This window comes from Streptomyces sp. Qhu_M48 (genome assembly GCF_051305195.1).
GTDB lineage: Bacteria > Actinomycetota > Actinomycetes > Streptomycetales > Streptomycetaceae > Streptomyces.
In genome coordinates this window covers 6384202-6410573 of the sequence record NZ_CP195432.1, presented here as the reverse complement: position 1 = coordinate 6410573, position 26372 = coordinate 6384202, and the positions used below count along the sequence as shown (strand labels likewise).

The 26372-nt window shown below is 72.9% G+C and carries 25 protein-coding genes; 18 read left to right on the top strand and 7 right to left on the bottom strand.

Going from position 1 to position 26372, the window contains the following annotated elements:
• The first annotated feature begins 122 nt into the window (after positions 1-122).
• The 5 genes from ACRRSS_RS28635 to ACRRSS_RS28615 are packed head-to-tail and all read left to right on the top strand — an operon-like array spanning position 123 to position 4724.
• Positions 123-1028, top strand: coding sequence for an ABC transporter ATP-binding protein (locus ACRRSS_RS28635; RefSeq protein WP_435973943.1), 906 nt, complete (start codon positions 123-125; stop codon positions 1026-1028).
• A complete protein-coding gene (locus ACRRSS_RS28630) occupies positions 1025-1774 on the top strand; it encodes an ABC transporter permease (protein ID WP_435973942.1) in 750 nt (249 codons plus the stop codon). Before ACRRSS_RS28635 ends, ACRRSS_RS28630 begins: the two co-directional genes overlap by 4 nt.
• A 14-nt stretch (positions 1775-1788) precedes the next feature.
• Positions 1789-3087, top strand: a complete 1299-nt coding sequence (locus ACRRSS_RS28625) for a sensor histidine kinase (RefSeq protein ID WP_435973941.1) — start codon at positions 1789-1791, stop codon at positions 3085-3087.
• The gene (locus ACRRSS_RS28620) at positions 3084-3722 is read left to right on the top strand and encodes a response regulator (protein WP_435973940.1); all 639 of its coding nucleotides are present in this window, start codon (positions 3084-3086) and stop codon (positions 3720-3722) included. The genes ACRRSS_RS28625 and ACRRSS_RS28620 overlap by 4 nt, the downstream gene beginning before the upstream one ends.
• A gap of 30 nt (positions 3723-3752) precedes the next feature.
• Positions 3753-4724, top strand: coding sequence for a helix-turn-helix domain-containing protein (locus tag ACRRSS_RS28615; RefSeq protein ID WP_435973939.1), 972 nt, complete (start codon positions 3753-3755; stop codon positions 4722-4724).
• A gap of 193 nt (positions 4725-4917) precedes the next feature.
• Here ACRRSS_RS28615 and glgX read toward each other — a convergent pair whose 3' ends face one another.
• On the bottom strand, positions 4918-7119 hold the full coding sequence (glgX, locus tag ACRRSS_RS28610) for a glycogen debranching protein GlgX (RefSeq protein ID WP_435973938.1): 2202 nt from the start codon (positions 7117-7119) through the stop codon (positions 4918-4920).
• Positions 7120-7334: 215 nt separating this feature from the next.
• On the opposite strand from glgX, the gene ACRRSS_RS28605 reads away from it, so the two are divergent.
• The 8 genes from ACRRSS_RS28605 to ACRRSS_RS28570 all read left to right on the top strand — a co-directional run bounded on the left by ACRRSS_RS28605 (position 7335) and on the right by ACRRSS_RS28570 (position 15204).
• Positions 7335-8501 (top strand): Ig-like domain-containing protein, encoded by a 1167-nt coding sequence (locus ACRRSS_RS28605; RefSeq protein WP_435975449.1) that lies wholly within the window; start codon positions 7335-7337, stop codon positions 8499-8501.
• A 187-nt stretch (positions 8502-8688) separates the two neighbouring features.
• Positions 8689-9951: a L,D-transpeptidase gene (locus ACRRSS_RS28600; RefSeq protein WP_435973937.1), complete on the top strand. Its 1263-nt coding sequence runs from the start codon at positions 8689-8691 to the stop codon at positions 9949-9951.
• Between the two features lie 88 nt (positions 9952-10039).
• Positions 10040-10807, top strand: a complete 768-nt coding sequence (locus tag ACRRSS_RS28595; RefSeq protein WP_351895796.1) for an enoyl-CoA hydratase/isomerase family protein — start codon at positions 10040-10042, stop codon at positions 10805-10807.
• Between the two features lie 112 nt (positions 10808-10919).
• Positions 10920-11426 (top strand): ATP-binding protein, encoded by a 507-nt coding sequence (locus tag ACRRSS_RS28590; RefSeq protein WP_435973936.1) that lies wholly within the window; start codon positions 10920-10922, stop codon positions 11424-11426.
• Positions 11427-11882: 456 nt separating this feature from the next.
• Positions 11883-12647, top strand: a complete 765-nt coding sequence (locus ACRRSS_RS28585) for a polysaccharide deacetylase family protein (RefSeq protein ID WP_435973935.1) — start codon at positions 11883-11885, stop codon at positions 12645-12647.
• On the top strand, positions 12647-13885 hold the full coding sequence (locus ACRRSS_RS28580) for a YncE family protein (protein WP_435973934.1): 1239 nt from the start codon (positions 12647-12649) through the stop codon (positions 13883-13885). The genes ACRRSS_RS28585 and ACRRSS_RS28580 overlap by 1 nt, the downstream gene beginning before the upstream one ends.
• A gap of 59 nt (positions 13886-13944) precedes the next feature.
• Positions 13945-14160, top strand: coding sequence for an EF-hand domain-containing protein (locus ACRRSS_RS28575; RefSeq protein WP_435973933.1), 216 nt, complete (start codon positions 13945-13947; stop codon positions 14158-14160).
• Between the two features lie 783 nt (positions 14161-14943).
• On the top strand, positions 14944-15204 hold the full coding sequence (locus tag ACRRSS_RS28570) for a hypothetical protein (RefSeq protein WP_435973932.1): 261 nt from the start codon (positions 14944-14946) through the stop codon (positions 15202-15204).
• A 34-nt stretch (positions 15205-15238) separates the two neighbouring features.
• Here ACRRSS_RS28570 and ACRRSS_RS28565 read toward each other — a convergent pair whose 3' ends face one another.
• A complete protein-coding gene (locus ACRRSS_RS28565) occupies positions 15239-16186 on the bottom strand; it encodes a helix-turn-helix transcriptional regulator (protein WP_435973931.1) in 948 nt (315 codons plus the stop codon).
• Between the two features lie 201 nt (positions 16187-16387).
• Between ACRRSS_RS28565 and ACRRSS_RS28560 the strand changes: the two genes are divergently transcribed.
• Both ACRRSS_RS28560 and ACRRSS_RS28555 read left to right on the top strand, forming a co-directional pair.
• Complete coding sequence (locus ACRRSS_RS28560; protein WP_435973930.1) at positions 16388-16915, top strand: hypothetical protein; 528 nt, start codon at positions 16388-16390, stop codon at positions 16913-16915.
• A 49-nt stretch (positions 16916-16964) separates the two neighbouring features.
• A complete protein-coding gene (locus ACRRSS_RS28555) occupies positions 16965-17570 on the top strand; it encodes a response regulator transcription factor (protein ID WP_187623151.1) in 606 nt (201 codons plus the stop codon).
• A 113-nt stretch (positions 17571-17683) separates the two neighbouring features.
• Here ACRRSS_RS28555 and ACRRSS_RS28550 read toward each other — a convergent pair whose 3' ends face one another.
• From ACRRSS_RS28550 to ACRRSS_RS28535, 4 genes are read right to left on the bottom strand one after another with little or no spacing between them, the layout of a single operon-like run.
• Positions 17684-18799 carry a 3-dehydroquinate synthase II family protein gene (locus ACRRSS_RS28550; protein WP_435973929.1) on the bottom strand — a complete coding sequence of 372 codons (1116 nt, stop codon included), beginning with the start codon at positions 18797-18799 and terminating at the stop codon, positions 17684-17686.
• Entirely contained in the window at positions 18771-19745 is a 975-nt protein-coding gene (locus ACRRSS_RS28545; protein WP_435973928.1) for a 2-amino-3,7-dideoxy-D-threo-hept-6-ulosonate synthase, read from the bottom strand. The genes ACRRSS_RS28550 and ACRRSS_RS28545 overlap by 29 nt, the downstream gene beginning before the upstream one ends.
• Positions 19742-21580, bottom strand: a complete 1839-nt coding sequence (locus ACRRSS_RS28540) for an AMP-binding protein (RefSeq protein WP_435973927.1) — start codon at positions 21578-21580, stop codon at positions 19742-19744. The genes ACRRSS_RS28545 and ACRRSS_RS28540 overlap by 4 nt, the downstream gene beginning before the upstream one ends.
• Positions 21581-21631: 51 nt before the next feature.
• The gene (locus tag ACRRSS_RS28535) at positions 21632-23092 is read right to left on the bottom strand and encodes a multicopper oxidase family protein (protein ID WP_435973926.1); all 1461 of its coding nucleotides are present in this window, start codon (positions 23090-23092) and stop codon (positions 21632-21634) included.
• A gap of 374 nt (positions 23093-23466) precedes the next feature.
• Here ACRRSS_RS28535 and ACRRSS_RS28530 point away from each other — a divergent pair, with 374 nt between their 5' ends.
• From ACRRSS_RS28530 to ACRRSS_RS28520, 3 genes are all read left to right on the top strand, one after another.
• A complete protein-coding gene (locus tag ACRRSS_RS28530) occupies positions 23467-25074 on the top strand; it encodes a SagB/ThcOx family dehydrogenase (protein WP_435973925.1) in 1608 nt (535 codons plus the stop codon).
• Positions 25075-25215: 141 nt separating this feature from the next.
• Positions 25216-25392 (top strand): thiazolylpeptide-type bacteriocin, encoded by a 177-nt coding sequence (locus tag ACRRSS_RS28525; RefSeq protein WP_073912617.1) that lies wholly within the window; start codon positions 25216-25218, stop codon positions 25390-25392.
• 36 nt (positions 25393-25428) lie between these two features.
• Positions 25429-25599, top strand: coding sequence for a thiazolylpeptide-type bacteriocin (locus tag ACRRSS_RS28520; RefSeq protein ID WP_362226719.1), 171 nt, complete (start codon positions 25429-25431; stop codon positions 25597-25599).
• A gap of 102 nt (positions 25600-25701) precedes the next feature.
• Here the strand turns inward: ACRRSS_RS28520 and ACRRSS_RS28515 are convergent, their stop codons facing one another.
• Positions 25702-26265, bottom strand: a complete 564-nt coding sequence (locus ACRRSS_RS28515) for a DUF7010 family protein (protein WP_435973924.1) — start codon at positions 26263-26265, stop codon at positions 25702-25704.
• Between the last annotated feature and the right edge of the window lie 107 nt (positions 26266-26372).

Genomic DNA, 26372 nt, shown 5'->3' with positions numbered 1-26372 from the left:
TCTCATCCGGTTTTCCGGCCGGCCGCTCCCGGAGTCGTACCCCCGCATCAACCGATCGGCCGATGCCGCTTCGAGCGCGATGGCCGATACCCGGGTTCCCGGCCCGGCGACAGTCTGGGGACATGACAACGATCGAGGTGCGGGGACTGCACAAGTCGTACGGCGGCCGGAAGGTCGTCGACGGGGTTTCCTTCGACGTCGGCGAGGGGGAGATCTTCGGGATCCTCGGCCCCAACGGCGCCGGCAAGACCACCACCGTGGAGTGCGTCGAGGGGTTGCGGACCCCCGACGAGGGGCGGGTGCGGGTCTTCGGCCACGACCCCGCCACGGAGCGCGCCGAGGTCACCCGGATCCTCGGCGTGCAGCTCCAGCGGAGCGAGCTCCAGGCCAAGCTGACCGTCGGTGAGGCGCTCGACCTGTACGCCTCCTTCCACGAGCGGCCCGCCGACCGGGACGCGCTCGCCGAGCGGCTCGGACTGCGGCCGCACCTGCGGACCCGGTTCGCGAAGCTGTCCGGCGGTCAGCAGCAGCGGCTCTTCATCGCCCTCGCGCTCCTCGGCGACCCCCGGGTCGTCGTCCTCGACGAACTCACCACCGGCCTCGATCCGCGCGCCCGCCGCGAGGTGTGGTCGCTCGTCGAGTCCCTCCGGGACAGCGGGGTGACCGTGCTGCTCGTCACCCACTTCATGGAGGAGGCGCGGCGCCTCTGTGACCGGATCGCCGTCCTCGACCACGGCCGGATCGCCGCGCTCGACACTCCCGAAGGGCTGATCGGACGGGCGACGGCCGCCAAGGAGATCTCCTTCGCCGCCGACACCCCGCTCGACCCCGAGGCGCTGCGAGCCCTGCCCGGGACCGTCTCCGTCACGGTGGCGGACGGCCGGACGGTCGTCGCCGGCACGGACGCGACCGTCGCCGCGTTCGTCTCCCTCCTCGCCCGCCAGGGCGTCACGGCCCGGCAGCTCCGGGTCGCCGACGCCACCCTCGACGACGCCTACCTCGACCTGACGGGAGCCGAACTCCGATGAGTACGCCCAGCCCTGCCGTGGCCGTCCTGCGGACCGAGGTCCGCCTCTTCACCCGCGAACCCGGCACCCTGTTCTGGGTGATGGTCTCGCCGACCGTGCTGCTCGTGATCCTCGGTCTGATCCCCTCCTTCCGGGAGGCCTCCGAGGAACTCGGCGGGCGCCGCGTCATCGACCTCTACGTCCCCGTCGCCGTCCTCTTCGCCCTCATCATGGCCGGACTCCAGGCCATGCCCCCGGTCCTCGCCGGCTACCGGGAACGCGGCATCCTGCGCCGCCTGTCCACCACCCCCGTCCGGCCCGCCGCGCTGCTCAACGCGCAGATCGCGCTGCACGCCGGCGCCGCCCTGACCTCCTCGGCGCTGGTGATCGCGGTGGGCCGGCTGGCCTTCGGGGTCGCCCTGCCGGGCAACCCGGTGGGATACGTCCTCGCCCTGCTGCTCGCCGTGGCGGGCGCTCTCGCCGTCGGCGCCGCCGTGTGCTCGGTCTCCCGGACCCAGAAGTCCGCCACCGCCGTCGGCTCGGTCGTCTTCTTCCCCACCATGTTCACGGCCGGTGTATGGCTGCCCGTCCAGGCCATGCCCGATACGCTGCAACTCATCGTCGGGCTCACCCCGTTCGGAGCCGCTTCCGAGGCCCTCGACGCGGCCGCCACGGGAGACTGGCCCGGCTGGGCCGCCCTCGGGGTGATGGCCCTGTGGACGGCCGTGCTGACCGGCGCGTCGGCGCGCTGGTTCCGCTGGGAGTGAGAGGGGGCGGCGGGGTGCCCACCACCGTCGAGGAGCGCTGGCGCCAGTTCTTCCGCTGGGGGCCGTACGGACTGCTCGGCATCGCCCTCGTGATCGCCGGGGCGTCGGCCGACATGCTCATGGACCGTACGGAGATCGTGACGGCCGGCGTCCTCGTGGCGGCGGCGCTCCTCCTCCACCTGGTGTGGGGCCGCCGCTGCGCCCGGCTCAAGGGGGCCGAAGGCTGGGGCCCCGAGCGGCCGGGGACCAGACCCGTGCTCGTCCCGGCGGCGCCCGGGCCCGCCTCCGTCACCTACTACGTCCTGCGCACCGGCCTCGGCTCCGCGCTCACCTGGCTCAACCCCTTCTTCGCGATCTACGCCTGCTTCGGCTACTTCGACGCCACCCACCTGCTGCCCCGCCGCCTCTCCCGGGCCGGACTCCTCGTCACCGCCGTCACCATGGCCGGCTCCCAGTCCGGCGGCCTGCCGCCCGCCTCCCCCATGCACTGGCTCGCCTTCGGCGGCCTCTTCGCGCTGAACTCCTGCCTCGTCGTCGGCTTCTCCCACCTCGACGAGAAGGAGGCGGAGAAGGCCGCCGAGCGCGCCGCCACCATCGCCGCGCTCGGCCGCGCCAACCACCGCCTCGAACAGGCCCTCGCCGAGAACGCGGCCCTCCAGGCCCAACTCCTCCTCCAGGCCCGCGAGGCCGGGGTCGCCGACGAGCGGCGCCGGCTCGCCGCCGAGATCCACGACACCATCGCCCAGGGCCTCACCGGGGTCGTCACCCAGCTCCAGGCCGCCCACGCCACCCCCGACCGGGAGCGCGCCGACGTCCACCTCCGGCGGGCCGCCGACCTCGCCCGGCACAGCCTCGGGGAGGCCCGCCGCTCGGTGCGGAACCTCGGCCCGGCCGCCCTGGAGCACGACGCCCTCCCGGAAGCCCTCCGCAAGACGGTCGCCGACTGGGCCGAACGCTCCGGAGTCGACACCCGGTTCACCGTCACCGGCACCGAGGAACCACTCCACGACGAGGTCGCCGCCACCCTCCTGAGGATCGCGCAGGAGGCCCTGTCCAACGCCGCGCGGCACTCCGGCGCGGCCCGGGCCGGCGTCACCCTCTCCTACATGGAGGACGAGATCACCCTGGACGTACGGGACGACGGCCGCGGCTTCGACCCGCACGCCCACCCCGAACGGCGCCCCGACGGCGGCGGGTTCGGGCTCGACGGCATGCGGGCCCGCGCCGAACGCCTCGCCGGAACCGTCGTCGTGGAGACCGCCCCGGGCGAGGGCACCGCGATCTCCGCTCGCGTACCGTTGGGCGCGCCATGACAGACATCACCCTGCTGATCGTCGACGACCACCCCGTCGTACGGGACGGCCTGCGCGGCATGTTCGCCGCCGACGGCTCCGGCTTCCGCGTCCTCGGCGAGGCCTCGGGCGGCACCGAGGCCGTCGAACTCGCCCTGCGCCTCGACCCGGACGTCGTCCTCATGGACCTGCGCATGCCCGGCGGCGGAGGGGTCGACGCCATCGCCGAACTCACCCGGCGCGGCGCCCGTTCCCGGATCCTCGTCCTCACCACGTACGACACGGACACCGACACCCTCCCGGCGATCGAGGCCGGTGCCACCGGCTACCTGCTCAAGGACGCGCCGCGCGAGGAGCTGTTCGCGGCCGTACGGGCCGCCGCCGAGGGCCGGACCGTCCTCTCCCCGGCCGTCGCCTCCCGCCTGGTCACCGCCGTCCGCGCCCCCGCCGCCGGCGCCGCCCTCTCCGCCCGCGAGGGCGAGATCCTCACCCTCGTCGCCAAGGGCACCGCCAACCGCGCCATCGCCGCCGAGCTCTTCATCAGCGAGGCCACCGTCAAGACCCACCTCACCCACATCTATGGCAAGTTGGGGGTCAAGGACCGGGCGGCCGCCGTCGCCGCCGGTTACGACCGGGGGATCCTGGGCCGCTCCTGAGAGCGGCCCGGGGGGACGGAGGGCATTCCCGTGCGCGTCCACCGCATCACCACCGAGGACCTGCCGGCCCGCGAACGCTTCGGGTACTGGCACGACATGACGGCCGCCGCCCTCATCCCCACCGTCATGGGCAGCGAGCACGCCGGGGACTTCCGGGCCGAGGCGCACACCCTCGACCTCGGCGCCGCCCAGGTCACCGCCCTGCGCTACCCGCCGCTGACCACCCGCCGCACACCCCGGCTGATCAGCCGCGCCGACCCCGGCTACCACCAGCTCTCGCTCACGCTGAGCGGGGAGATGGCGATCTCCCAGGCCGGACGGGACAACGTCTTCCGCGCGGGGGACCTCACCGTCTACGACTCCTCGCTGCCCTTCGACGGCGCCACCCGCCACCCCGGCGGCCGGCTCGACCACATCGTCGTCCAGTTCCCGAAGGCGCTCCTGCCACTGCCCGCCCGCGAGGCCGAGCGGCTCATCGCGCTCCGGATCCCCGGGGACACCGGGTTCGGCGCCCTGCTCGCCCCGTTCCTCGTGCGGCTCGCCGCCGACCCGGGGGCCTTCGGGCCCGGGGACGGGCCGCGCCTGACGACCGTGCTCCTCGACCTCCTCGCGGGCGCCGCCGCCGCACGGCTGGACGCCGACACCGCGCCCGGACCGGAGAGCCGCCGCCGGGCCCTCTTCCTGCGCACCCAGGACTTCGTACGCCGCCGCCTCGCCGACCCCGACCTCACCCCGGGCGCCGTCGCCGCCGCCCACCACATCTCGGTGCGCTACCTCCACCGGCTCTACCAGGACCACGGCCTCACCGTCGCCGGCTGGATCCGCGACGAGCGGCTCGCCCGCGCGGCCCGCGACCTCGCCGACCCCGCGCAGCACGGCACCCCCGTCCGGGCCGTCGCCGCCCGCTGGGGCTTCCGCCACCACGCCGCCTTCAGCCGGGCCTTCCGCACGGCCCACGGGCACAGCCCCAGCGAGCACCGGGAGTGCGCGCAGGGTCAATGAGCCGTGCGCCGGAGGCCAAAGACACCGCCCGGCGCCCGGCCGAGACTGATCGCACACGCGGTCCGGCGCACGGGGGAGGTCACGGCGGACCGCGGCACGGGTGCCCGTGCGGGCCGCGCCCCGGCCCGCGGGGGAAGCACACCCTCGGCCCCGCCCGGCCACCGCCGTCGCGCCGCGGTGGCCGGGCCGGGGCTCACCCCGCGACCCGCAGCAGGACCATCGACCGCGCCCCCACCGTGAGCGTCCCGCCGCCGCGGTGGAGCGTCCCCGGGGGGTGCGACTGGTCCTCTCGGGCCGTGTCGACGACCAGTTCGTACGTCTGCGCCCACGGAGCTCCCGGGAGACGGAAGCCGAGCTGCCGGTGGCCCGCGTGGAGGACGGCGAGGAAGCTGTCGTCGGTGATCTGCTCGCCCCGCTCGTCCCGGCCCGGTATGTCACGGCCCGACAGGTAGAGGCCGAGCGTGGCCGTGGGCGCGTACCAGTCGGGCTCCGTCATCTCGGTGCCCTCCGCCGTGAACCAGGCCAGGTCCCGCAGGCCGTCCGCGCCCTGGGGGCGGCCGGAGAAGAAGGCGCGGCGGCGCAGGACCGGGTGGCGGTGGCGGAGGGCGAGCAGTCGGCGGGTCAGGGCGAGGAGCTGGGCCCGCCCGGGGGCGTCCGGGAGGGTCCAGTCGATCCAGCCGGTCTCGTTGTCCTGGCAGTAGGCGTTGTTGTTGCCGCCCTGGGTGCGGCCCATCTCGTCTCCGGCGACGAGCATCGGGACCCCGGTGGAGAGGAGGAGGGTGGTGAGGAGGTTGCGCTGCTGGCGCTGGCGCAGCGCGTTCACCTCGGGGTCGTCGGTCTCGCCCTCCACCCCGCAGTTCCAGGAGCGGTTGTCGTGGGTGCCGTCACGGTTGCCCTCGCCGTTGGCCTCGTTGTGCTTGCGCTCGTACGTGACGAGGTCCCGCAGGGTGAAGCCGTCGTGCGCGGTGACGAAGTTGACCGAGGCGTACGGCCGGCGCCCGCCCCAGGCGTACAGGTCGCTGGAGCCGGAGAGCCGGTAGCCGAGGTCCCGCACGTCGGGGAGCGCGCCGCGCCAGAAGTCCCGTACGGCGTCCCGGTAACGGTCGTTCCACTCGGTCCACAGCGGGGGGAAGGCGCCGACCTGGTAGCCGCCGTTGCCCACGTCCCACGGCTCGGCGATGAGCTTGACCCGGCGGAGCACCGGGTCCTGGGCGATCACCGCGAGGAACGGGGAGAGCATGTCGACGTCGTGCATGGAGCGGGCCAGCGCCGCCGCCAGGTCGAAGCGGAAGCCGTCCACGCCCATCTCCGTCACCCAGTACCGCAGGCTGTCGGTGATCAGCCGCAGCACCTGCGGCTGGACGACGTGCAGGGTGTTGCCGCAGCCCGTGTAGTCGGTGTAGCGGCGGGCGTCCGACGGGAGCCGGTAGTAGCCCCGGTTGTCGATGCCCTTCAGGGAGAGGGTGGGGCCGCGCTCGCCCGCCTCCGCCGTGTGGTTGTAGACGACGTCGAGGATGACCTCGATCCCGGCGGCGTGCAGCGCCCGCACCATCCTCTTGAACTCGCCGACCTGCTGTCCCGCCGTCCCCGAGGACGAGTAGCCGGCGTGGGGGGCGAAGTAGCCGATCGAGTTGTAGCCCCAGTGGTTGCGCAGCCCCCGTCGCAGGAGGTGGTCCTCGTGCGCGAACTGGTGCACCGGCAGCAACTCCACCGCCGTCACCCCGAGCCGTACGAGATGGTCGATCGCGGCCGGGTGCGCGAGGCCCGCGTAGGTGCCCCGGAGGTGCTCGGGGATGCCCGGGTGGAGCCGGGTGAAGCCCTTCACGTGCAGCTCGTAGATGACCGAGTCCTGCCAGGGCGTCTTGGGCCTGCGGTCGTCGGACCAGTCGTCGTCGTCCTGGACGACGACCCCCTTCGGGACGTGCGGGGCGGAGTCCCGCTCGTCGCGGACGGTGTCGGCCACGTGCTGCTGCGGCCAGTCCCGCACGTGTCCGTACACCTCGGGCGGCAGCGTGAAATCGCCGTCCACGGCCCGCGCGTACGGGTCGAGGAGCAGCTTCGCCGGGTTCCAGCGGGCGCCCGTCCACGGGTCCCAGCGGCCGTGCACCCGGTAGCCGTACCGCTGTCCGGCCCCGATCCCGGGCACGAAGCCGTGCCAGATCTCGTGCGTCAGCTCGGTCAGCGGCAGCCGTACCTCCGTCCCGTCCCGGTCGAAGAGGCACAGCTCCACGGCCTCCGCCCCGCCCGCCCACAGGGCGAAGTTGGTGCCCGCGACCCCGTCCGGCCCCACCCGGCAGCGCGCGCCGAGCGGCGTCGGCGCCCCCGGCCACACCGGTGGCCCGGCCCGCTCCGGGGCATGCTTCGGTACCGCCTCCTGCTCGGCTGCGCTCGTCACCGTCCCGGCCTCCCGCGGCTCGTCGGGCCCGAACGCGGGGGAGCGGCGGCGTCCCTGCCGCCGCGCCCGCGCGTGGTCCTCCCCCTGTTCTGCCCGCGGGGCCGTCCTCCCAACATGACCCGCACGCACGTTTCCCCTGGAGGGTGGCCGTCGTTGGGCCGGGCGTGACACTTGTATGGAAGCGGGCGAGGTACGCCCTCGCGGTGGCGGGACTGATGGCGGGCCTCGTGGGCTGCACGGCGTCGGACGGTGGTGGCGGCATCGGAGTCGCCCTGCCGGGCAAGGCACGGGCTCCCGGTGACGTCATCCTGGTCAGCCCGGAGGACGGCAGCCGCGGGGTGCCGGCCGAGGGCCCGGTCGAGGTGAAGGTGGACAGCGGCCGGCTCGAACGGGTGACCGTGGTCCAGGTGGAGGACGCCCAGCGGACCGAGGTCGCGGGCGAGATCTCCGCCGACGGGCTGCGCTGGCGGCCCCGGGCGGAGTCCCGGCTCGCGCTCGCCGCGAAGTACAGCGTGGACGCGGTCGCGCTCGACGCCCACGGGCGCCGCTCGGCCCGGCACACCACCTTCACCACCGTGGTGCCCGAGAGCCGCTTCATCGGCTACTTCAAACCGGAGAACCGTTCCACGGTCGGCGTCGGCATGATCGTCTCCTTCGGCTTCAACCTGCCGATCGAGAACCGGGCCGAGGTCGAGCGCGCCATCCGGATCACCTCGGTGCCCCCGGTGGAGGTCGTCGGCCACTGGTTCGGCAAGGAGCGGCTCGACTTCCGCCCCGCCGCCTACTGGCGACCGGGCACCCGGGTCACCGTCGAACTCGGTCTGCGCGACGTCGAGGGCGCGCCCGGCGTCTACGGCATCCAGCGCAAGACGGTCGGCTTCACCGTCGGCCGCTCCCAGGTCTCCCTGGTGGACGCCGCCGCCCACACCATGGAGGTCAGGCGGAACGGCGAACTCCTCACCACGATCCCGATCACCGCGGGAGCGCCGAAGACCACCACGTACAACGGCAGGATGGTCGTCACCGAGCTGTACGACGTGACGCGGATGGACGGCCGGACGGTCGGCTTCGGCGGCGAGTACGACATCAAGGACGTGCCGCACGCCATGCGGCTCACCGAGTCGGGGACCTTCCTCCACGGCAACTACTGGGCCTCGCCGGAGACGTTCGGCTCCGCCAACGTCAGCCACGGCTGCGTCGGACTCCGCGACGACAAGGGCGGCAGCACCGAGTCGCCCGCGGGCTGGTTCTTCGAGCGGACCCTCGTCGGCGACGTGGTGGAGGTGGTCAACTCCCAGGACCGCGAGGTCGCTCCCGACAACGGCCTCGGAGGCTGGAACATGGAGTGGAACCTCTGGAAGGCCGGCTCCGCGCTGCGCTGACCCCTTCGTCTCCCCCGCACCACCCGGCCCTTCCGCCCTCTTACCAGGTCGATCGGGACGGAACGGTGACATTCACGAGGATCTTTCGTGTCCTGCGGTGTGATTATCTAGCGCCGTGTGCGCGAGTGAATGCGCACGGGGGTGGGGCCGTGGCGGTTGCCAGGCCGTGCGAGGGGAGACGACCACAGTGAACGGGCAGCCGATATCGGGGGCATCGGTAGGAGCGACGGGGCGGCGCGGCCGGCGACGCGGGGGCGTCCGGCTGACGGCCCTGGCGACGGGGGCGATGCTCCTGGTGCTCACCGCCTGCGGCGGTGGCGAGACGCCGGGCGGTACGGGGGGCAAGGGACCGGCCGCCGAGGGCGGCGGCCAGCAGGGGAACGCGGCCTCCCAGGCGGTCGTGACGATCCTTCCGAAGGACGGCGCCGACTCGGTCGCCACCAGCGGGGCCCTCAAGGTCACCGCGGCGCAGGGCAAGCTGAGCACGGTCACGGTCGCCGACTCCAAGGGCACCGCGGTCGAGGGGAAGATCGCGGCGGACGGCGCCAGCTGGACGCCCACCGCCCACCTCGCCGGGGGCACCCAGTACAAGGTCCACGCCGTCGCGAAGGACGCCGAGGGCCGCGAGTCGGCGAAGGACACCACCTTCACGACCCTGGTCCCGAAGAACACCTTCATCGGCCACTACACGCCGGAGGACGGTTCGACCGTCGGCGTCGGCATGCCGGTGTCCATCAACTTCACCCGGGGCATCACCGACCCCGAGGCCGTAGAGAAGGCCATCAAGGTGACGGCCGTGCCGTCCGTGCCGATCGAGGGCCACTGGTTCGGCAACGACCGCCTCGACTTCCGCCCCGAGAACTACTGGGCCGCCGGCACCAAGGTGACCGTGCACCTCAACCTGGACGGCGTCGAGGGACGCCCGGGCGTCTACGGCAAGCAGAAGAAGACGGTCACCTTCACCATCGGCCGCCGTCAGGTCTCCACCGTCGACGCGAGCGCCAAGACGATGAGGATCGAGCGCGACGGGAAGATCATCAAGACGATCCCGATCACCGCGGGCGCGCCGTCCACGACCACGTACAACGGTCAGATGGTCATCAGCGAGAAGTACAAGGTGACCCGCATGAACGGGGCCACGGTCGGCTTCGGCGGCGAGTACGACATCAAGGACGTGCCGCACGCGATGCGCCTGTCCACCTCCGGCACCTTCGTGCACGGCAACTACTGGGCCTCGGCCGGCACCTTCGGCTCCTCCAACGTCAGCCACGGCTGCGTCGGTCTCCAGGACGCGCGGGGCGCGGGCGACAGCTCCATGCCGGCCGCCTGGTTCTACGACCGCTCGATCATCGGTGACGTGGTCGTCGTGAAGAACTCGAAGGACAAGCAGATCAAGCCGGACAACGGCCTCAACGGCTGGAACATGGACTGGTCGGAGTGGATCGCCTAGGTCCGCCCGACGCCTGCGCGACAGGGGCCCGGTGCTGTGAGCAACAGCACCGGGCCCCTTGTCGTTAACGGCCACTAACCTTCCTGCCATGACTGTGAACCTCGAAGTCGCCGAAGGCGTCGGCACGATCCGCCTCGACCGCCCCCCGATGAACGCCCTGGACGTCGCCACCCAGGACCGGCTGCGCGAGCTGGCCCAGGAGGCCACCGACCGCGACGACGTACGGGCCGTGATCCTGTACGGCGGCGAGAAGGTGTTCGCGGCCGGCGCGGACATCAAGGAGATGCAGGCCATGGACCACGTGGCCATGGTCAAGCGCTCCCGCGCCCTCCAGGACTCCTTCACCGCCGTCGCCCGCATCCCCAAGCCGGTCGTCGCAGCCGTCACCGGGTACGCGCTCGGCGGCGGCTGCGAGCTCGCGCTCTGCGCCGACTACCGCATCGCCGCCGACAACGCGAAGCTGGGCCAGCCGGAGATCCTGCTCGGCCTGATCCCGGGCGCCGGCGGCACCCAGCGCCTCTCCCGGCTCGTCGGCCCCTCCAAGGCCAAGGACCTCATCTTCACCGGCCGGATGGTCAAGGCGGACGAGGCCCTGGCCCTGGGCCTGGTCGACCGGGTCGTCCCGGCCGCCGAGGTGTACGAGCAGGCGCACGCCTGGGCCGCCAGGCTGGCGCAGGGCCCGGCGGTCGCCCTGCGGGCCGCGAAGGAGGCGATCGACCAGGGTCTCGAGGCCGACATCGACACCGGTCTCGCCATCGAGCGCACCTGGTTCGCGGGTCTGTTCGCGACCGAGGACCGCGAGCGCGGGATGCGCAGCTTCGTCGAGGAGGGGCCGGGCAAGGCGAAGTTCGTCTGAGCCCCCGGCGCGCCGGGGGCGCGCGGACCCGCGCCGTGACAGACGTCCCCTGTGGGGGCCGATTCCATCGGAACGGCCCCCGCGGGCACGTCCGTGCGGCCATGATGGGGGCATGGCGGGCCTGGAGGGTAGGGAACAACCGTGGCAGCGCGCAAGCGCCGCCGCCTCGCGGTGGTCACCGGCCGCGGACGACGAACAGGCCGCCGACACAGTGGAGTTGTACGGCAACCCGGCCGAGGGGGATGTCCGGCTGCCGTCCCGGCCCGAATCCGCGTGGGTGGCCCGCAGGCTCACCCAGCACGTCGTGATGCGGCAGTGGGCGCTGGGCCCGCAGATCGCCGAGCAGGCGGTCCTGCTCGTCTCGGAGCTCGTCGGGAACGCGGTCCGGCACACCGGCGCCCGGGTCTTCGCGCTGCGGCTGCAGCGGCGGCGCGGCTGGATCAGGGTCGAGGTGCGCGACCCCTCCCGCGGGCTTCCCTGTCTGATGCCGGTCCACGAGCTCGACATCAGCGGCCGGGGCATCTTCCTCGTCGACAAGCTCTCGGACCGCTGGGGCGTGGACCTGGCGCCGCGCGGCAAGACGACCTGGTTCGAGATGCGGGTCACCGACCGCCCCTGAGGGCGGCGGCCGGTCTCCGTACGCCCGCCTCGCCCGTGGGCCGGTCTCCGTACGCCCGCCTCGCCCGTGGGCAGGCGTTCCGCATACACGGAAGCCCCCGTGTGCCGTGGTGAGGCGCGTGGGGGCTTCCGTGTGATGCGCCGTGGACGGAGGGGGGTGTATCCACGGCCGCTATGTCGACCTTGCCCGGGTCAATGGGGGTCGTGTCATCGACTATGGCAGACAGGGGGCCCTACCGCCAAAAGTCCCTAGCGGGGCAAAGTGGTGCCAATGCGGACACTTTAATAGTGAATCGTTGGTGACATGTGGCACTCACCTTGTAAACAGTGAATGGCTATGCGGTTAGTCGGGTGTTTCTCCGGCTCGTCCGCATGCTGGACGTTCCATGCGGGTGCGCAAACGTCCTGAATTGGCCTAATCGTGATGAAGTGGGCGCATCCGCCCTTAAATGGTCGCGTGAAGCCGATCGACCGCCGCGGAGCCCTCCGGGCCGGAGCGGCCGCCGCCCTCGCGGGAACCCTCGCCACCGCCTGCGGCACCGACCCCCGCCCCGCCGCGCCCGCCCCCCGGCGGCCCGCCCCCGCGCCCCGCGCGGCCCCCGCCCCGCGGCGCCTCCCCGGACAGCCCGCCGAGATCGACCACGGCCCCCGCGACCGGCCCCGCGTCGCCCTCACCTTCCACGGCCAGGGCGACCCCGCCCTCGCCCGGACCCTCCTCGGCCAGGCGGAGAAGGCCGGCGCGCGCGTCACCGTCCTCGCCGTCGGCAGCTGGCTCGACACCCACCCCGACCTCGCCCGCCGCGTCCTCGACGGCGGACACGACCTCGGCAACCACACCCAGCGCCACATCGACGTCAACGCCATGACCGAGGACGAGGCCCGGGCCGAGATCGAGGCCTGCGCCACCCGGCTGCGCCGGCTCACCGGCTCCATCGGCACCTGGTTCCGGCCCTCCCGCACCCAGCACGCCACCCCCGCCGTCCTGCGCGCCGCCCACCGCGCCGGATACCCGCACGTCCTCTCGTACGACGTCGACTCCCTCGACTTCACCTCGCCCGGCGCCGACGCCGTCGTGCGCAACGTCACCGGGGTCGTCCGCCCCGGCTCCGTCGTCAGCCTGCACTTCGGCTACCCGGACACCGCCGCCGCGCTGCCCCTCCTCCTCGCCGACCTCGACCGCCGCGGACTGCGCGCGGTCACCACCACGGAGCTGCTGACCTGATGGCCCACCCCACGCAGAGACACGCCACGAGCCCCCTCCTGAGCGCCCCCCGCCCGGTCAGGAGGCTCACGGCGAGGACCGGGGCCCTCCTCGCCGCCGCCCTCCTCGCCACCCTCGCCGGCTGCGGCGGCGGGGACCCGGAGGACGGCGCCGCCCCGGTGAGGAAGGCCGCCGCCCCCGCCGTCCCCAAGCCGGCGGCCGCCCCCGCCGGGCTCCCCGGCATGCCGCCGCCGCTCGACCCCGAGGACGTCTACGCCGCCGACCGGCCCGGCAAGCTCTCCCCGGTCGTCAGGAACTTCCCGTCCCGGGTCTACGTCCCCAACACCAACTCCAACACCGTCTCCGTCATCGACCCGGCCACCTACCAGGTCGTCGAGACCATCCCCGTCGGCGTCCAGCCCCAGCACGTCGTGCCCTCCTGGGACCTGAAGACCCTCTGGGTCAACAACAACCGGGGCCACACCCTCACTCCCATCGACCCCGCCACCGGCGTCGCGGGCAAGCCCGTCGAGGTCCACGACCCGTACAACCTCTACTTCACCCCCAACGGCAAGTACGCGATCGTGATGGCCTCCCTCGACCGCGAACTCGTCTTCCGCGACCCGCACACCATGGAGCGGCGCAAGACCGTCCCGGTCAGCTGCTACGGCGTCAACCACGCCGACTTCTCCGCCGACGGACGCTACTTCGTCGTCTCCTGCGAGTTCTCCGGCGAGCTGCTCAAGGTCGACACCGAGAAGATGGAGGTGATCGGCCAGCAGAAACTGCCCTTCGAGGGCGCCATGCCGCAGGACGTGAAGATCTCCCCGGACGGCAAGACCTTCTACGTCGCCGACATGATGGCCCACGGCGTGTGGGTGCTGGACGGCGAGAAGTTCACCACCCCGACGCTGCTGCCCACCGGCAAGGGCTGCCACGGCCTGTACATCAGCCGGGACTCGCGCGAGATGTACATCCCCAACCGCGGCGAGGGCTCGGTCTCCGTCTTCGACTTCGAGAAGAACAGGCTCACCAAGAAGTGGCGGCTGCCGGACGGCGGCTCCCCCGACATGGGAGGCGTCTCCGCCGACGGCAAGGTGCTGTGGCTGTCCGGCCGCTACGACTCCGAGGTCTACGCGATCGACACCACGAACGGGAAGCAGCTGGCCCGCATCCCGGTCGGCGGCGGCCCCCACGGCCTCGCCGTCTACCCCCAGCCGGGCCGCTACTCCCTCGGTCACACGGGCGTCTTCCGGTAGCCCCGACCGGGCCAGCTAATCTGACCCCGTCAGAGAAGCACCATGAAGGGGCGGAAGCAGTGGCGGACATCGAGTCGGCACGCACGGCATTCAACCGGTACGACGTGGACGGGGACGGCTTCATCACCGCCACCGAGTACAAGAGCGTCATGGCGCAGCTGGGCGACTTCCACGTCACCGAGACGGTCGCCGAGGCCCTCATCAAGCAGCGCGACGACAACGGTGACGGCAGGCTGTCCTGGGACGAGTTCTGGTCCCACCTCAGCAAGGCCTGACCCACCCGCCCGGGACGGGTGCCGCAACGCCGAGTTGCCGCCCGTCCGGGGCCCCGGTACCCGAGCCGTCCGGTGACGTCTCCCGGACCTCTTGCCCCGGTGCCGGCCGTTCGGTGACGCCTCCCGGACCTCTTGCCCCGGTGCCGGCCGTCCGGTGACGCCTCCCGGACTCCCCGGTGCCCGAGCCGTCCGGCCGGGGCGGCGCACGGCCCGCGCACCGACGGTGCCCCGGCCCTCCGCCCGCCGGTCCCTCATCCCGCGATGGGCCGCAGATGGGCGGGCGACGAGCGTGCGATGTGCCACCGATGAGTCACCGATGATCCGGCGACGGCCGTCCGATGACCCGTCGATGACCGGTCGGTGACCCTCCTCCGGATCCCCGCCGGCCCCCTCAGTCCCCCCTCCGGCCCCCGGGCCGTCGGCGGCTTCCGACCCCCCGGTCGCCGCCCCGTTCGCCGGGTGCGTCCGGCAACTCGTTCCGGCATGTGCCCGTGGCCGGATTGCGGCTGGAGCGCGGCCGGTCGGGTGCGCGCCCCCGACCTGGCCTTCTGGCCGGAAGAGAAGGGTCCGATCGGAGCGGACCTCCGCTTTTCCCGCAGGTCCTGAGGCAGCTCTTTGCCAGGCAGCTTCCTGGCCTGTCCGGAAGCGGACAGCCGGGTCCCGGCAGTGGTTTCCTCTGGGTGTGCGGGCGGGACGGCCGAAAAGCCACCGGCCGCCAAGGACCTCCTGACACGCACGTACGCCGCACCCGTACCGCATCCGCACCTCGGAATGGAGACCCACATGTCCTGTCGCTCCCGCCGCGCGAGCAGTGTCCTCGCCGCCCTCGCCGCCGCCGTCCTCGGCGGTCTGCTGATGGCCTCCCCGGCCGAGGCCGCGCCCGTGGCCCCGCCGGTCGTCACCGACAGCGCCGACGACTTCGTCTGGGACCTGCCGCCCCGCCCCGGCATGCCGGGCGACCTCCCGGGCATCTGCCTCCCCGGCCTGCCCTGCTTCCCCGACATCCCGGGCGACTTCGTCTGGGACACCACTCCGAGGGACTGACCACCATGCGTGTCACCATCGCCGCCGGACGACGTCAGATCCACTCCCTGCGCGTCGCCTGCACCCCCGCCTCGAACCGGCTGGACGCACCGAGCCGCTCCATCAGGTCGGCCACGATCCGCCGCTCCGTCCGCACCCCGATGCCGAGCGCCCGCGCCACCGCCTCGTCGGTGAGACCGCTGGCCAGGAGCTGCAGGAGCTTGCGCTCCTGCGGCGTCAGCCCACCGGGCAGCAGGGCGTCACCGGGCCCGTCGAGGGGGGTGGAGTGCTCCCAGTACGCCTCGAAGAGGGCCCGCATGGCCATGACCACCGGCTGGCTGCTGAAGAGCAGCGCGGACGGCTGGGCCTGCCCCGGCAGTCCGGCCACGACCGCCGCCGTCGTGTCCACGATGAGGAGACGCATCGGGAGGGTCGGCGAGGTCCGGATCTCGCTGCCGCGCTCCGTCATCCACTGGGCGTGCCCCCGGGTGACCCGGTCGCCCGCGACGCTGTCCAGGTAGATCGTCCGGAAGCGCACGCCGCGCTCCATCGCCCGCTCGTTCAGGGGCCGGCCGGCCTCCACGGACTCCGCCCTGAGCGTCTTGGTCGGATGGAAGGCGAGCGACTCGTGCGTACAGGACTCGGCGAGGGCTTCGAGCCGGATGCGGATGTCGTCGACGTTGTCGAGGTGCTCCGCCCCGTCGAGACCGCCCGAGGGCCCCGAGGCCGTGTACTCGGCCGCGAGGGCGGAGAGGGCGGCATGCTTCTGCTCGATCCGCTGCTGCCGCGAGGCCAGCTCGCGTTCCTCCCGCTGGAGCAGCACCTTCAGTCCGAGCGAGGGGTTCACCGCGCGCATCCGGCCCGGGGTGTCCCGGGACGGCGCGAGCAGCGAGAGGCGCGTCAGCAGGTCGAGCGCCTCCTCCACGCGCTCCGTCGTGCAGGTCAGCAGCTTCGCCAGGCGCTCGGGATCGTGTTCCTTGTGGAACAGGATCGCGCGGTACACGCCCAGTGTGTGCTGATCGAGTGACGAGACCTCGTCCACGTGGTGTCCCCCTTCGGACCACGGTCTTACACCGTCCCCGGCCTGGTCACAGGCGGAGACCTCAGAACCGGTGGCCCTGCTTTTTTCGCGAGCCGCCCGATTCACCCCGTTCACACGATCATCACGCTACCCGTTCGACGATCTCCTCGTAAGGGAGTTCACGTGCTCCAGACCGGATCCTCCCCGCCGCGGCTCGACGGTCTCGTCGCCCTCGTCGTCGACGCCACCACGGGCGTCGGCCGGGAGCTCACGACCCGCCTGTGCGCCGCCGGGGCGGTCGTCGCCGTCGTCGGCGCCGGCCACCCTGACCGCGGCGACGACGCCGCGACCAACGCGGCCTTCCTCTGCAAGGCGCTCACCGACGCCGGCCTGGTGGCCCTGCCGTACCGGATCGACGTCGGCGATCCGGCCGAGGCCGGGCGGCTGCCCGGCCAGATCGCCGCCGACGCCGCACCGGTGGACGCCGCCGTCGTCGTCCTGCCGCCGCCGGACGCCACCGGAGAACTGACACGCGCCTTCCGCGCCGTCTCGGCCGCACTCGCGGCCGCGCTGCCGCCCGGCGCCCGGCACATCGAGCGCACGCCGGCCGCCCAGGCCGGACCGGGCACGACGACGGCGGAGGACCGCGACTGGGTCCACTCCGTCGTCGACGGCCTGGCCGCCGACGCGGCGCGGGCGACCAGTCGCTGACCGGCGGCCCGCGAGGGCCGCCGCCACAGAAGTCACCACGGGGAGAGAGATGTCCATTCGCGTCGTCGTGGCCGGTGACCACCAACTGGTCCTGGAGGCCTTCGCCGAGACCCTGAACGGCACCAACGGCCTGGACGTCGTGGGGCTCGCCACGACGTTCGAGGCGGTGCTGCCCGCCGTCCAACGGCACCGGCCGACCGTCCTGCTGCTCGGCGAGAGCACCATGGGAGGCAAGGCGCTGCACGCGGCGACCGAGGTGCGCTCGCACCATCCGAGCTGCGGCGTGGCGCTGATGGTCGGCTCGGCCACGCCGTCCGTGGTGGACCGGGCGGTGGCCGCCGGGGCGCTCGGCGTCGTCCCCAAGACGGCCCGGCTGCCGCAACTGATCACGACCCTGGTGGGGGTGGCGGGGGGCTGCCTCACCGTCGACCCGGGGCTGCTGCGGACCCCGGCGGCCGGGGAGACGGTGCTCAGCGTCCGTGAGACGGACGTGCTGCGGCTGACCGCCGGCGGGGCGACGGTCAAGGAGATCGCGGGCGAGCTCTACCTCGCGGCGGGGACGGTACGGAACCTCACCTCGGCGGCGATCAAGAAGCTCGGCGGCCGCAACCGGTTCGACGCGGCGCGCATCGCCGCGGAGTGCGGGCTGCTGTGAGGGCCGTCCCGGCGGCGTCGGGGACGGCCGGGACCGGACGCGCGCCGGCCCCGGCACGGGGTGTGCCGGGGCGGGGCTTCACGACGTGGTGGAGCGGGGCGCTCCGTACGCTCCTACTTCTCCAGGCAGAACTCGTTGATCGGGTAGCCCACGTGACGGTCGGCCGTCGGCAGGTGCCCCAGGATGCGGTCGCCCGGCTTGAGTTCGGTGCTGTTGAGCACCGAGGCGCCGGGACCGAGGACCCGCACGTGCCAGTCGTCCTGGAGGATCAGGTTGACCGTCTGACCGCTGGGCGCGACCGCGTCGATGGAGATGAGCGGACGGGTCTCGATCTTCACCCGGCCGACGCTGACCGGTCGGGTGCGGCCGTCGACGTCGACCGCCAGGACGGAGCTGCCGGCGTGCAGCTCGCTCAGGTAGTGGGTGCGGCCGTTCTGACCCACGGTGTACGAGTGGAGGGCGCCCGCGTTCACCCGGAACGGGCGGGTCGGCATGTACGGCAGCGGGTGGGTCTCGCTGACGCACAGGACCATGCCCTTGGAGTGGGAGCCCACCAGGATGCCCTCGTCCTTGCGGAAGTGGGTCGTGGTGTCGACGCAGGCGCGCTCGCCCATCCCGATGTGCGTGGTGGCCGTGACCTCCAGCTCGACCAGGGAGATCTCACCGCCGTGCGCGGTCGCCGCGGTCCGCAGGGCGGTCGCGTCGCCGACCTTGCGGCCCCGCATCAGGACCCCGTCCGAGCCGTGCTCCAGGACGCCGTAGAGGATCTCGGCCTCCTCGGTGTCGGCGGCCGTCGTCACGATCGAACCGGGCGCGCCGGAGGCGGCCGCGATGACGATCTCCAGCGGGATCTTCGTCGGGTCGCGGAAGTCGAGGACGCTCCACGCCTCCAGACGCGCCGCCAGGCACGCGTCCTCCAGGGTGTCGGCGTCGACGATCTCCACGTACCGCCCGAACCGGACCTCCGGGTGGGCCGCTTCGAGCTCGGCCCGCCCGTCGCGCGGGCCGGGCACGATCACCACGTCGGCCTCGCCCAGGTCGGCGGGGACGGTCGGGGCGCCGTTCTCGAAGAGCAGGATCTTGCGCACGGTGGGCGGCAGACCGGCGAAGACCGCCGGGTCGGCGGCGACGATGCCGTCGATCTTCTGGTGCACGGCCTCCTCCAGGACGGCGGCGGTGGCGTCGCCGGCCTCGCGGATGTCAAGCCAGCACAGTTTGGCGTCCGTCATGATGCGGACCTCCTGTCAGGTTGTCGAGAGATGAGTCGTCGAGGTGCGGGGTGTGCGGGTGCGGGTCGTCGAGCGGTGTGCCGTCGAGGTGGTCGGGGGTGAGGCGTTCGCTGTGCAGCCGCTCCCGTCCGCCCGCCTCGCTGAACGGGCCGGTGGTGAAGTGCTGTTCGGGGAAGTGGTGCACGATCCGGGCCACCTTGGCCGCCAGCGCGCGCGGGTCCTTGGCCTGGAAGATGTTGCGGCCCATGGCCACCCCGCCCGCCCCTCCGGCGATGGCGTCCCTGACGTACGCCAGGACCTCCTCCTCCTTCTCCAGGGCGGGTCCGCCGGCGACGAGCACCGGCACCGGGCAGGCCGCGGTCAGGTCGAGCATCTCCGCGGTGGATCCGAGGAAGACGGTCTTGACCAGGTCCGCGCCCAGGTCGGCGGCGATCGTCACGGCGTGCGCGACGACGGCCGGGTCCCGGGGGTCGCTGATCCGCGGCCCGCGCGGGTAGACCATCGCGAGCAGCGGCAGGTTCCAGCGGTCGCAGGCGTCGGCGATCCGGCCGAGGTCGCCGATCTGCTGCCGCTCGTCGTCGGAGCCGAGGTTGACGTGGACGCTGACCGCGTCCGCGCCGAGGCGCAGGGCCTCCTCGACGCCGGCGACGACGTACTTGGCGTCGGGGTCGAGCGCCTGGCTGGTGCTCGCGTTGAGGTGGATGATCAGCGACATCGCGGCGAACCGCTCCGGGCTGATGTGCCGGACGCTGCCCTTGTGCACGACGACGGCGTCCGCACCGCCGGCGGCGATCCGGGCGGCGAGCTGGTCGAGCGTGGTGCCCTTCGGCACCACGGGACCGTCGTGGATCGAATGGTCGAGAGGGGTGATCATCAGGCCGGCCGTGCTGTGGCGGTAGAGCCGCCGTAGCCGCAGCGACCGGGCGAAGTGGCCGAAACCGGTCATGGAACGCCCTTTCTGGTTCGCGAGGAGGCGTGATCGGGCTGGTGACCCGCGCCGCTCACGCGGACGGGGTCGGCCCGCGCGGTGGCTCCGCGCGGGGAGCTGAGGGCCGGTCCGCCGACGCGCGGGGCACCGGGGGTGTCCGTGGCGATGGGGCCAGGTGGCGCGGGGGCCTTCGTGGCGAGGGAGCCCGGCGGTGCGGGCGCTTTGGTGGCGCGGGAGCCCGGTGGCGCGGGGGCCTTGGTGGCGATGGGGCCCGGTGGCGCGGGCGCTTTGGTGGCGAGAGAGCCCGGCGGCGCGGCGGCCTTCGTGGTGGCGGGGTCCGGTGGCGAGACGGAGCGCAGATAGGCGCGGTCCGGTTTGCCCGAGGGGGTGAGGGGGAGCCTGGGCCAGACCGAGACGCGTACCGGGGTGTGTTCCGGAGTCAGCGCCGCGGCCACGTACCCCCGCAGGTCGCAGGAGGTGTGCCCGGCCCCCGAGTACAGCTCGACGGCCGCGTGCACCTGCTCCACCCAGTCGCGGTCGCGCACCCCGAACACCGTGGCCTGACGCACCTGCGGATGGCGCATCAGCGCCTCCTCGATGGCCGCCGGGTCCAGCTTGAGCCCGCCGTGTTTGATCACGTCGCCCACCCGGCCGTCGAGCCGGAGGTAGCCGTACCGGTCCCAGTGCCCCAGGTCGCCGGTGCACAGCCAGCCGTCGCGGAAGACCGTCCCGGTGCGTTCCTCGTCGCCCAGGTAGCCGGCCGTGACGGTGGGCGAGCTGATCCAGATCTCGCCCGACACCCCCCGCTCCACCTGCGGTCCGCCGCCGGGGCCGCGGATCTCCACCCGCACCCAGGGGAAGGGGCGGCCCGCCGAGCCGAGCAGCTCGGGTTCGCGGTGGTCCAGCGGGTTGAGGCTGCTGATGCCGCCCGCCTCCGTCGTCCCGTACACCTGGATGAGCACGTCGCCGAAGAGCTCGACGGCCCGCGCCACCCGCGCCGGGGCCGCCGGGGTGCCGCTGTAGGTGATGCGGCGCAGTGACGACAGCTCGGTGAGCGGGGCGGCCGGGTGGTCCAGGAGCCGGTAGAGGTGCGGGACGGCGAGGTAGACGTCGGTCACCCCGTGCCGCTCGAAGGCGTCGAGGACGCCGCCCGGTTCGAACTCGTCGTGCAGGACGACCCGTCCGCCGCTCGCGAGGACCGCGTCGGCCATCGGAGCGGTCGTGTGGCTGATCGGCGTGACGGACAGCAGCGTCGCGGGTCCCCGGGGATCGAGGCCATGGGCGAGACGGCTGACGAGCTCCTCACGTGTGTCGTACCGCTGGGCGACCATCTTCGGCCGGCCCGTGCTCCCGCTGGTGAACTCGACGGTCGCGAGGTCGTCCGGGCGGGGTTCGGGGAGCCGGGCCGGCAGCGGTGGTGCCGCGGGGCCGGCCGCCGTCCCCCACGGGAGGGTCAGCGCGGTCACGGCCGGTACGCGGCGGGTGAGCCACGCGCCGCGCTCGGCGCTCTCGTCGTCGACGAGCAGTACCGACACCCCGAGGTCCTCAAGGAGCTGGGCCTGGGTGGCGACCGAGAAGGTCTCCGTGTCGGTCCGCGGATTCATCGACCGTACGTACACGGAGGTGGCGCCCAGGAGATGGACGGCGTACCGGGCGCCGAGCATCGACGGCCGGTTGGGGCCGGTGAGCACGGCGACGGTGTCGCCGGGGCGGACGCCGCGGGAGTGCAGCAGGGCGGCGGTGGCCCGCACCGAGCCGGCGAGCCGGCCGGCGGTGACGGCCTCGTCGGCGCGGTGGATCACCACGCGCCCCGGGTCCTTTCCGAGAGCGTCGAGAATGCGGCGTACGTACATGGTTCCTCCTTTCCGAAAGAGAGAGGGGAGAGGTGAGGACAAGGGAATTCCTCAGGAGACGCGCATCTGCGCCATCATTCCCATGGCGCTGTGGTCGATCATGTGGCAGTGGTAGGGAAAGACCCCGCGGTGCGTGTCGAAGGTCAGCTGGAGTTTCGCGGTCTGTCCCGGGAAGAGCAGGACGGTGTCCTTGAGTCCGGCCTCCGCCGGATAGACCGGCATTCCGTCCCGTTCGAGAATCCGGAACTGCACCAGATGGGTGTGGAAGTTGTGCGGGACGGTGGTGCTGGTGTTCTTGACCGTCCACACCTCGGTGGTGCCCCAGGCGATCTCGGTGTCGATCCGGTCGTGGTCGAAGGTCTTCTCGTTGATGTACGCGAGGTGGCCCGTGCCCGGCTCGTCCATCCGCAGCTCGAAGCTCCGCTCGACGGTCGGCGTGGGCAGCGGCGGCAGGGTGGTCAGGACGTCCGGCACCAGGCTGGTGTCGGCGACCTTCTCCTCGACGTCGAAGCGCATGATCTGCCCGACGAGCTCGGTGGGCCCGGGTCCCAGCATGTTCGCCAGGGTGACCTGGGTGCCCGGCGCGTACCGCGAGAAGTCGACGACGAAGTCGGCGCGCTCGCCGGGGGAGAGGACGATCACCGGCGAGGGCGCGGGCGCCGGCAGCAGGCCGCCGTCCGAGCCGACGTGGATGACCGGGCTGCCGTCGGAGAGCGCGAGGACGAAGATGCGCAGGTTGCAGGAGTTGACCATGCGGAAGCGGTACTTGCGGGCCTTGACCTTCAGGTACGGCCAGGGGGCCCCGTTGACCAGCATCGTCGTGCGGTTGAGGGCGTCGTCCATCGTGTAGAGCATCTGACCCGCCGCGTCGAAGTGCGCGTCCCGCAGGATCAGCGGCACCTCGTACGGCCCCGAGGGGAGTCCGAGCCGGTCCTCGGCCTCGTCGCCGAGGAGGTAGAGCCCGGAGAGGCCCCGGTAGACGTGCTCGGACTCCATGTGGTGGGCGTGGTCGTGAGTCCACAGCGTGGCGCCCACCTGGCGGTTGGCGTACACGTACGTCTTCGACCGGCCCGGCTGGATCAGGTCCATCATCCCGCCGTCCTGGTCCTGCGGGTTGTTCCCGCCGTGGAGATGGACCGAGGTCGGCGCGGAGAGCCTGTTGACCTGCTTCACGACCGTCGTGCGGCCGCTGCGGGCCCGGATGGTGGGGCCGGGGAAGGTGCCGTTGTACGTCAGGACCTCGGTCCGCAGGCCGGGCAGGATCTGGACCCTCGCCCGGCGCATGACGACCTCGTAGTAGTCGGCCGACCGGGTCCTCCGGTACGGCGCGAGGACCCGCGGCCGCGGCAGCGGCACGGTGAACGGGGTGACCGCGGGCGGGCCTGCGGGCGGCTCGGCGGCCACCGCCGGGGTCCCGGAGGTGAGGCTCTGGAACACCCCGCCGGCCGCGCCGACAGCGCCGACGGCACCGGCGGTGAGTCCGAGTCGTATCGCATGGCGGCGAGAGAACACAGCGGATTCCTAACGTGACGGTTTTCCGGGAACGGTGGTGAATTCGCTCTCCGAGCATGAGCGCGACCGGGCGGAACTCCGAGCGGGTTCGCGCCGGTACTTGCATGTGTCACGCGATCGATGACCTCGGTCATTTTCCCCGGCGGGGAAGGGAATCGGGCGCTCCGGGATGACGGGAGTCACGGCGCGGAATGCCGCCCGTCACGTGCTTCCCGGGAAATGTCACCGCTTTTGGCAGCCGTGGATCGGGACCGGGTGCCGGGCGCGAGAGTGGGGCCCGGCGTCTGCCCTGCGTACGGCGCCTTCCCGTCCGCCGGCCCCCGGGCCGCACGGCCCCGGCGCCGGACCGTCATCCTCGCGCACCCGGAGGCACCGTGCAGACCACGCAGACAGCTCCAGCCCCCACGGAACCACCCGCCACGGCGCCGTCGGCCACCGAACCGGGGCCGCCCGCCATCGAACCCGCCCCCGCCGTACCGGCGTTCACCGGCGGCGTCCGCGTCCTCTTCACCGAGGGCGAGGGCGAGGGCGAGGGCTCGGACGGGGACACGGCCGACGTCGCCACCTTCGTCGGGCCCGTCACCTCCCTCGCCGTCCGGCCCGTCCGGGGCGGTGTCCGGACCGCCCTGGAGCGGCTCGCCGAAGGGCCCCTGCCCGCAGAGGAGTTGTACGCGGGCCTCCGCCCCGCCGAGCGCGTCCGGTTCGAGCGGGTCCTCGACCGCGCGCGGCACCTGGTGGCCCACGCCGTCCTCGCCAGGGACGGGGGCCGGGAGCTCCTCCGGCTCGAACCGGTGGCCCGCGACGCCACCTACCGCCCCGTCGCCGTCCCCGCCGACGCGACCGTCCGCCTCTCCCGCTTCGCCTTCTGCCGTACCCGCGACGGCGCCCTCGTCCTGGAGTCGCCGCTCGTGAAGTTCCGGGCCGTGCTCACCGCCCCCGCCGCCCGGAGCCTGGCCGCGGCGCTCGGCGAGCCCGGCGCCCCCGGCCGCCTCGGCGCGGACGCCGGGCTCGACGCGGTCGGCACCGCCGACGTCCTCGGGCATCTCGTCGGTGCGGGATTCGCCGAACTCGCCGACGAGAACGGCGTCTTCGCCTCCGACGAGGAACCCGTCCTGCGCCAGTGGGACTTCCACGACCTCCTCTTCCACTCGCGCGTCCGCTCCGGCCGGTACGACGACGTGTTCGGCGCCGTCTACCCCCACCGGGGCGCGGTGGAGCCCCGGCCGGCGGTGCGACCCGTCCCCGAGGGGCCCTCCGTCCCCCTGTACCGGCCGACCCGGGAGGAGGTCGCGGCGCACGACCCGTCCCTCACCACGGCGATCGAGACCCGGCGCTCCATCCGGGGCTACGGAGACCAGGAGATGACCGCGCGCCAGCTCGGCGAGCTCCTCTACCGCGTCGCCCGGGTCCGCGCGCACTACACGCCGGAGCCCGGCAGCGAGCGCGACGAGGTCGTCTCCCGGCCGTACCCGAGCGGCGGCCAGGGGTACGAGCTGGAGCTGTACGTCACCGTGCGGCGCTGCGAGGGCCTGGCCCCCGGCATCTACTACTACGACCCCGTCGGCCACCGGCTCGTCCTGCGCAACGAGGAGGAGGCCGACCGGGAGTCCCTCTTCCACGTCGCCTCCCGCGCCACCGGCATGGAGGCGCGCCCCGACGTCCTGATCACCGTCACCGCCCGCTTCCAGCGCATGGCGTGGAAGTACCGGGCCATCGCCTACGCGACCACGCTCCGGCACACGGGCGTGCTCTACCAGACGATGTACCTGGTCGCGACGGCCCTGGGCCTGGCCCCGTGCGCCCTCGGCAACGGCGACGCCGACATGTCGGCGCGGGTCCTGGGCCTGGACTACCTCCAGGAGTCCTCCGTGGGCGACTTCCTGCTCGGCAGCCGGCGTCCGGACGACTCCGTCGCAGGTGAGCCGGGGGAGGGCTGGCGCATGCTCAACAGCCCCGAGTGGTCCCTGCCGGGAAATCCGTGAGCGCTCCGGCGTGACGCCGGTTATTCCGGGCGTGATAAACGTCAGGCGGCGCTCGGAAAGGCTGGTGCGGGAGAGGGTCGGTCAGCATTATTGGTGTTGCAGCCGAACGGTTGCCGAGAAGAATTCGGAAAGGAATTCAGAATGAGCATCGACGACATCAAGCAGGGCCAGGACGCGGACAAGGCGTTCGAGAACTTCGACGTCGACGAGCTGGAGACCCTCGAGGTCGCCCAGGGCGTCGCCCTCCCGGAGATGGGTGCCTCCAGCGGCTCGATCGGCACCTCCTCCTCCTCGTCCTCCACCTGCTCCGCCTGCTGAACATCCCCTCACCGAAACGCTGAAAGGAAACACACCATGAGCATCGACGACATCAAGAACGGCGACGACGCGGCCTTCGACGACTTCGACGTCGCGGAGCTGGAGACCCTCGAGGTCGCCCAGGGCGTGGCCCTCCCGGAGATGGGTGCCTCCAGCGGCTCGATCGGCACCTCGTCGTCGTCCTCCTCCACCTGCTCGGCCTGCTGACCGGGTAACCGGAGCCGAACGCACGACGCACGAGGATGCGACCGCCCGGCCCAGGCCGGGTGGCGCATCCTCGCGTGCGGTGGAGAGGGGCCCGTCCGGGCGTCAGCCCCGCAGGGCGACGTGGAAGGACGAGGCCCACAGCACGATCGCCGCGCCCAGGCCCACCACCGTACGGATCGTCTCCGCCGTGGTGCCGGCCGCCAGGACGGCGAGCCCCACCAGCGCGACCGCGGTCAGGAGGATCGCGGTCCACTTGTACTGCCCCTGGTCGAAGAGGCGGGCGAGCGGGAAGAAGTGCAGCCCGACGACCAGACAGATCCCGACCGGGATGAACTCCGGGTGGCCCGAGGCGTTCGACGCGGCGATCACCGCGAAGATCGCCACCAGCTCGGCCACGTTGACCAGGCCGACCCCCCGGTTCCACTTCTCCGGCAGCCGTACGAGACGGGTCACCGGACCCGCCGTGCCCCGGAACGCCAGCACCACCGCGCCGGCCGTCACGACGGCCGCGACGACCCCGACCGCGACGGACACGGGCACCGCCGCTATCCCCGAACCACCCGCGAAGGCCCAGACGAGGGCGAAGACGGCGAGGACGATCGCGCCGCGACGGCGCAGATTACGCGTGAGCGCCAGGCACTCGGCGTCGGTGGTTTCCGTAGTCATGGCGCGGACCCTACAGCGGCGGTCCGCGATGATCCGACCGCGTTGTCTATTTTCAGCCAGTCCGACTCGGCCGTGCTCGAACGAAGCCCTGGCCCGAGCGTCACGTA

Bases quoted from the DNA above. Each gene is read 5' to 3' on its own strand.
- ACRRSS_RS28635 (WP_435973943.1), top strand. From the start codon at position 123: ATGACAACGATCGAGGTGCGGGGACTGCACAAGTCGTACGGCGGCCGG.
- ACRRSS_RS28630 (WP_435973942.1), top strand. From the start codon at position 1,025: ATGAGTACGCCCAGCCCTGCCGTGGCCGTCCTGCGGACCGAGGTCCGC.
- ACRRSS_RS28620 (WP_435973940.1), top strand. From the start codon at position 3,084: ATGACAGACATCACCCTGCTGATCGTCGACGACCACCCCGTCGTACGG.
- ACRRSS_RS28605 (WP_435975449.1), top strand. From the start codon at position 7,335: ATGGCGGGCCTCGTGGGCTGCACGGCGTCGGACGGTGGTGGCGGCATC.
- ACRRSS_RS28595 (WP_351895796.1), top strand. From the start codon at position 10,040: ATGACTGTGAACCTCGAAGTCGCCGAAGGCGTCGGCACGATCCGCCTC.
- ACRRSS_RS28590 (WP_435973936.1), top strand. From the start codon at position 10,920: ATGGCGGGCCTGGAGGGTAGGGAACAACCGTGGCAGCGCGCAAGCGCC.
- ACRRSS_RS28580 (WP_435973934.1), top strand. From the start codon at position 12,647: ATGGCCCACCCCACGCAGAGACACGCCACGAGCCCCCTCCTGAGCGCC.
- ACRRSS_RS28570 (WP_435973932.1), top strand. From the start codon at position 14,944: ATGTCCTGTCGCTCCCGCCGCGCGAGCAGTGTCCTCGCCGCCCTCGCC.
- ACRRSS_RS28555 (WP_187623151.1), top strand. From the start codon at position 16,965: ATGTCCATTCGCGTCGTCGTGGCCGGTGACCACCAACTGGTCCTGGAG.
- ACRRSS_RS28550 (WP_435973929.1), bottom strand. From the start codon at position 18,799: ATGACGGACGCCAAACTGTGCTGGCTTGACATCCGCGAGGCCGGCGAC.
- ACRRSS_RS28545 (WP_435973928.1), bottom strand. From the start codon at position 19,745: ATGACCGGTTTCGGCCACTTCGCCCGGTCGCTGCGGCTACGGCGGCTC.
- ACRRSS_RS28540 (WP_435973927.1), bottom strand. From the start codon at position 21,580: ATGTACGTACGCCGCATTCTCGACGCTCTCGGAAAGGACCCGGGGCGC.
- ACRRSS_RS28525 (WP_073912617.1), top strand. From the start codon at position 25,216: ATGAGCATCGACGACATCAAGCAGGGCCAGGACGCGGACAAGGCGTTC.
- ACRRSS_RS28520 (WP_362226719.1), top strand. From the start codon at position 25,429: ATGAGCATCGACGACATCAAGAACGGCGACGACGCGGCCTTCGACGAC.
- ACRRSS_RS28515 (WP_435973924.1), bottom strand. From the start codon at position 26,265: ATGACTACGGAAACCACCGACGCCGAGTGCCTGGCGCTCACGCGTAAT.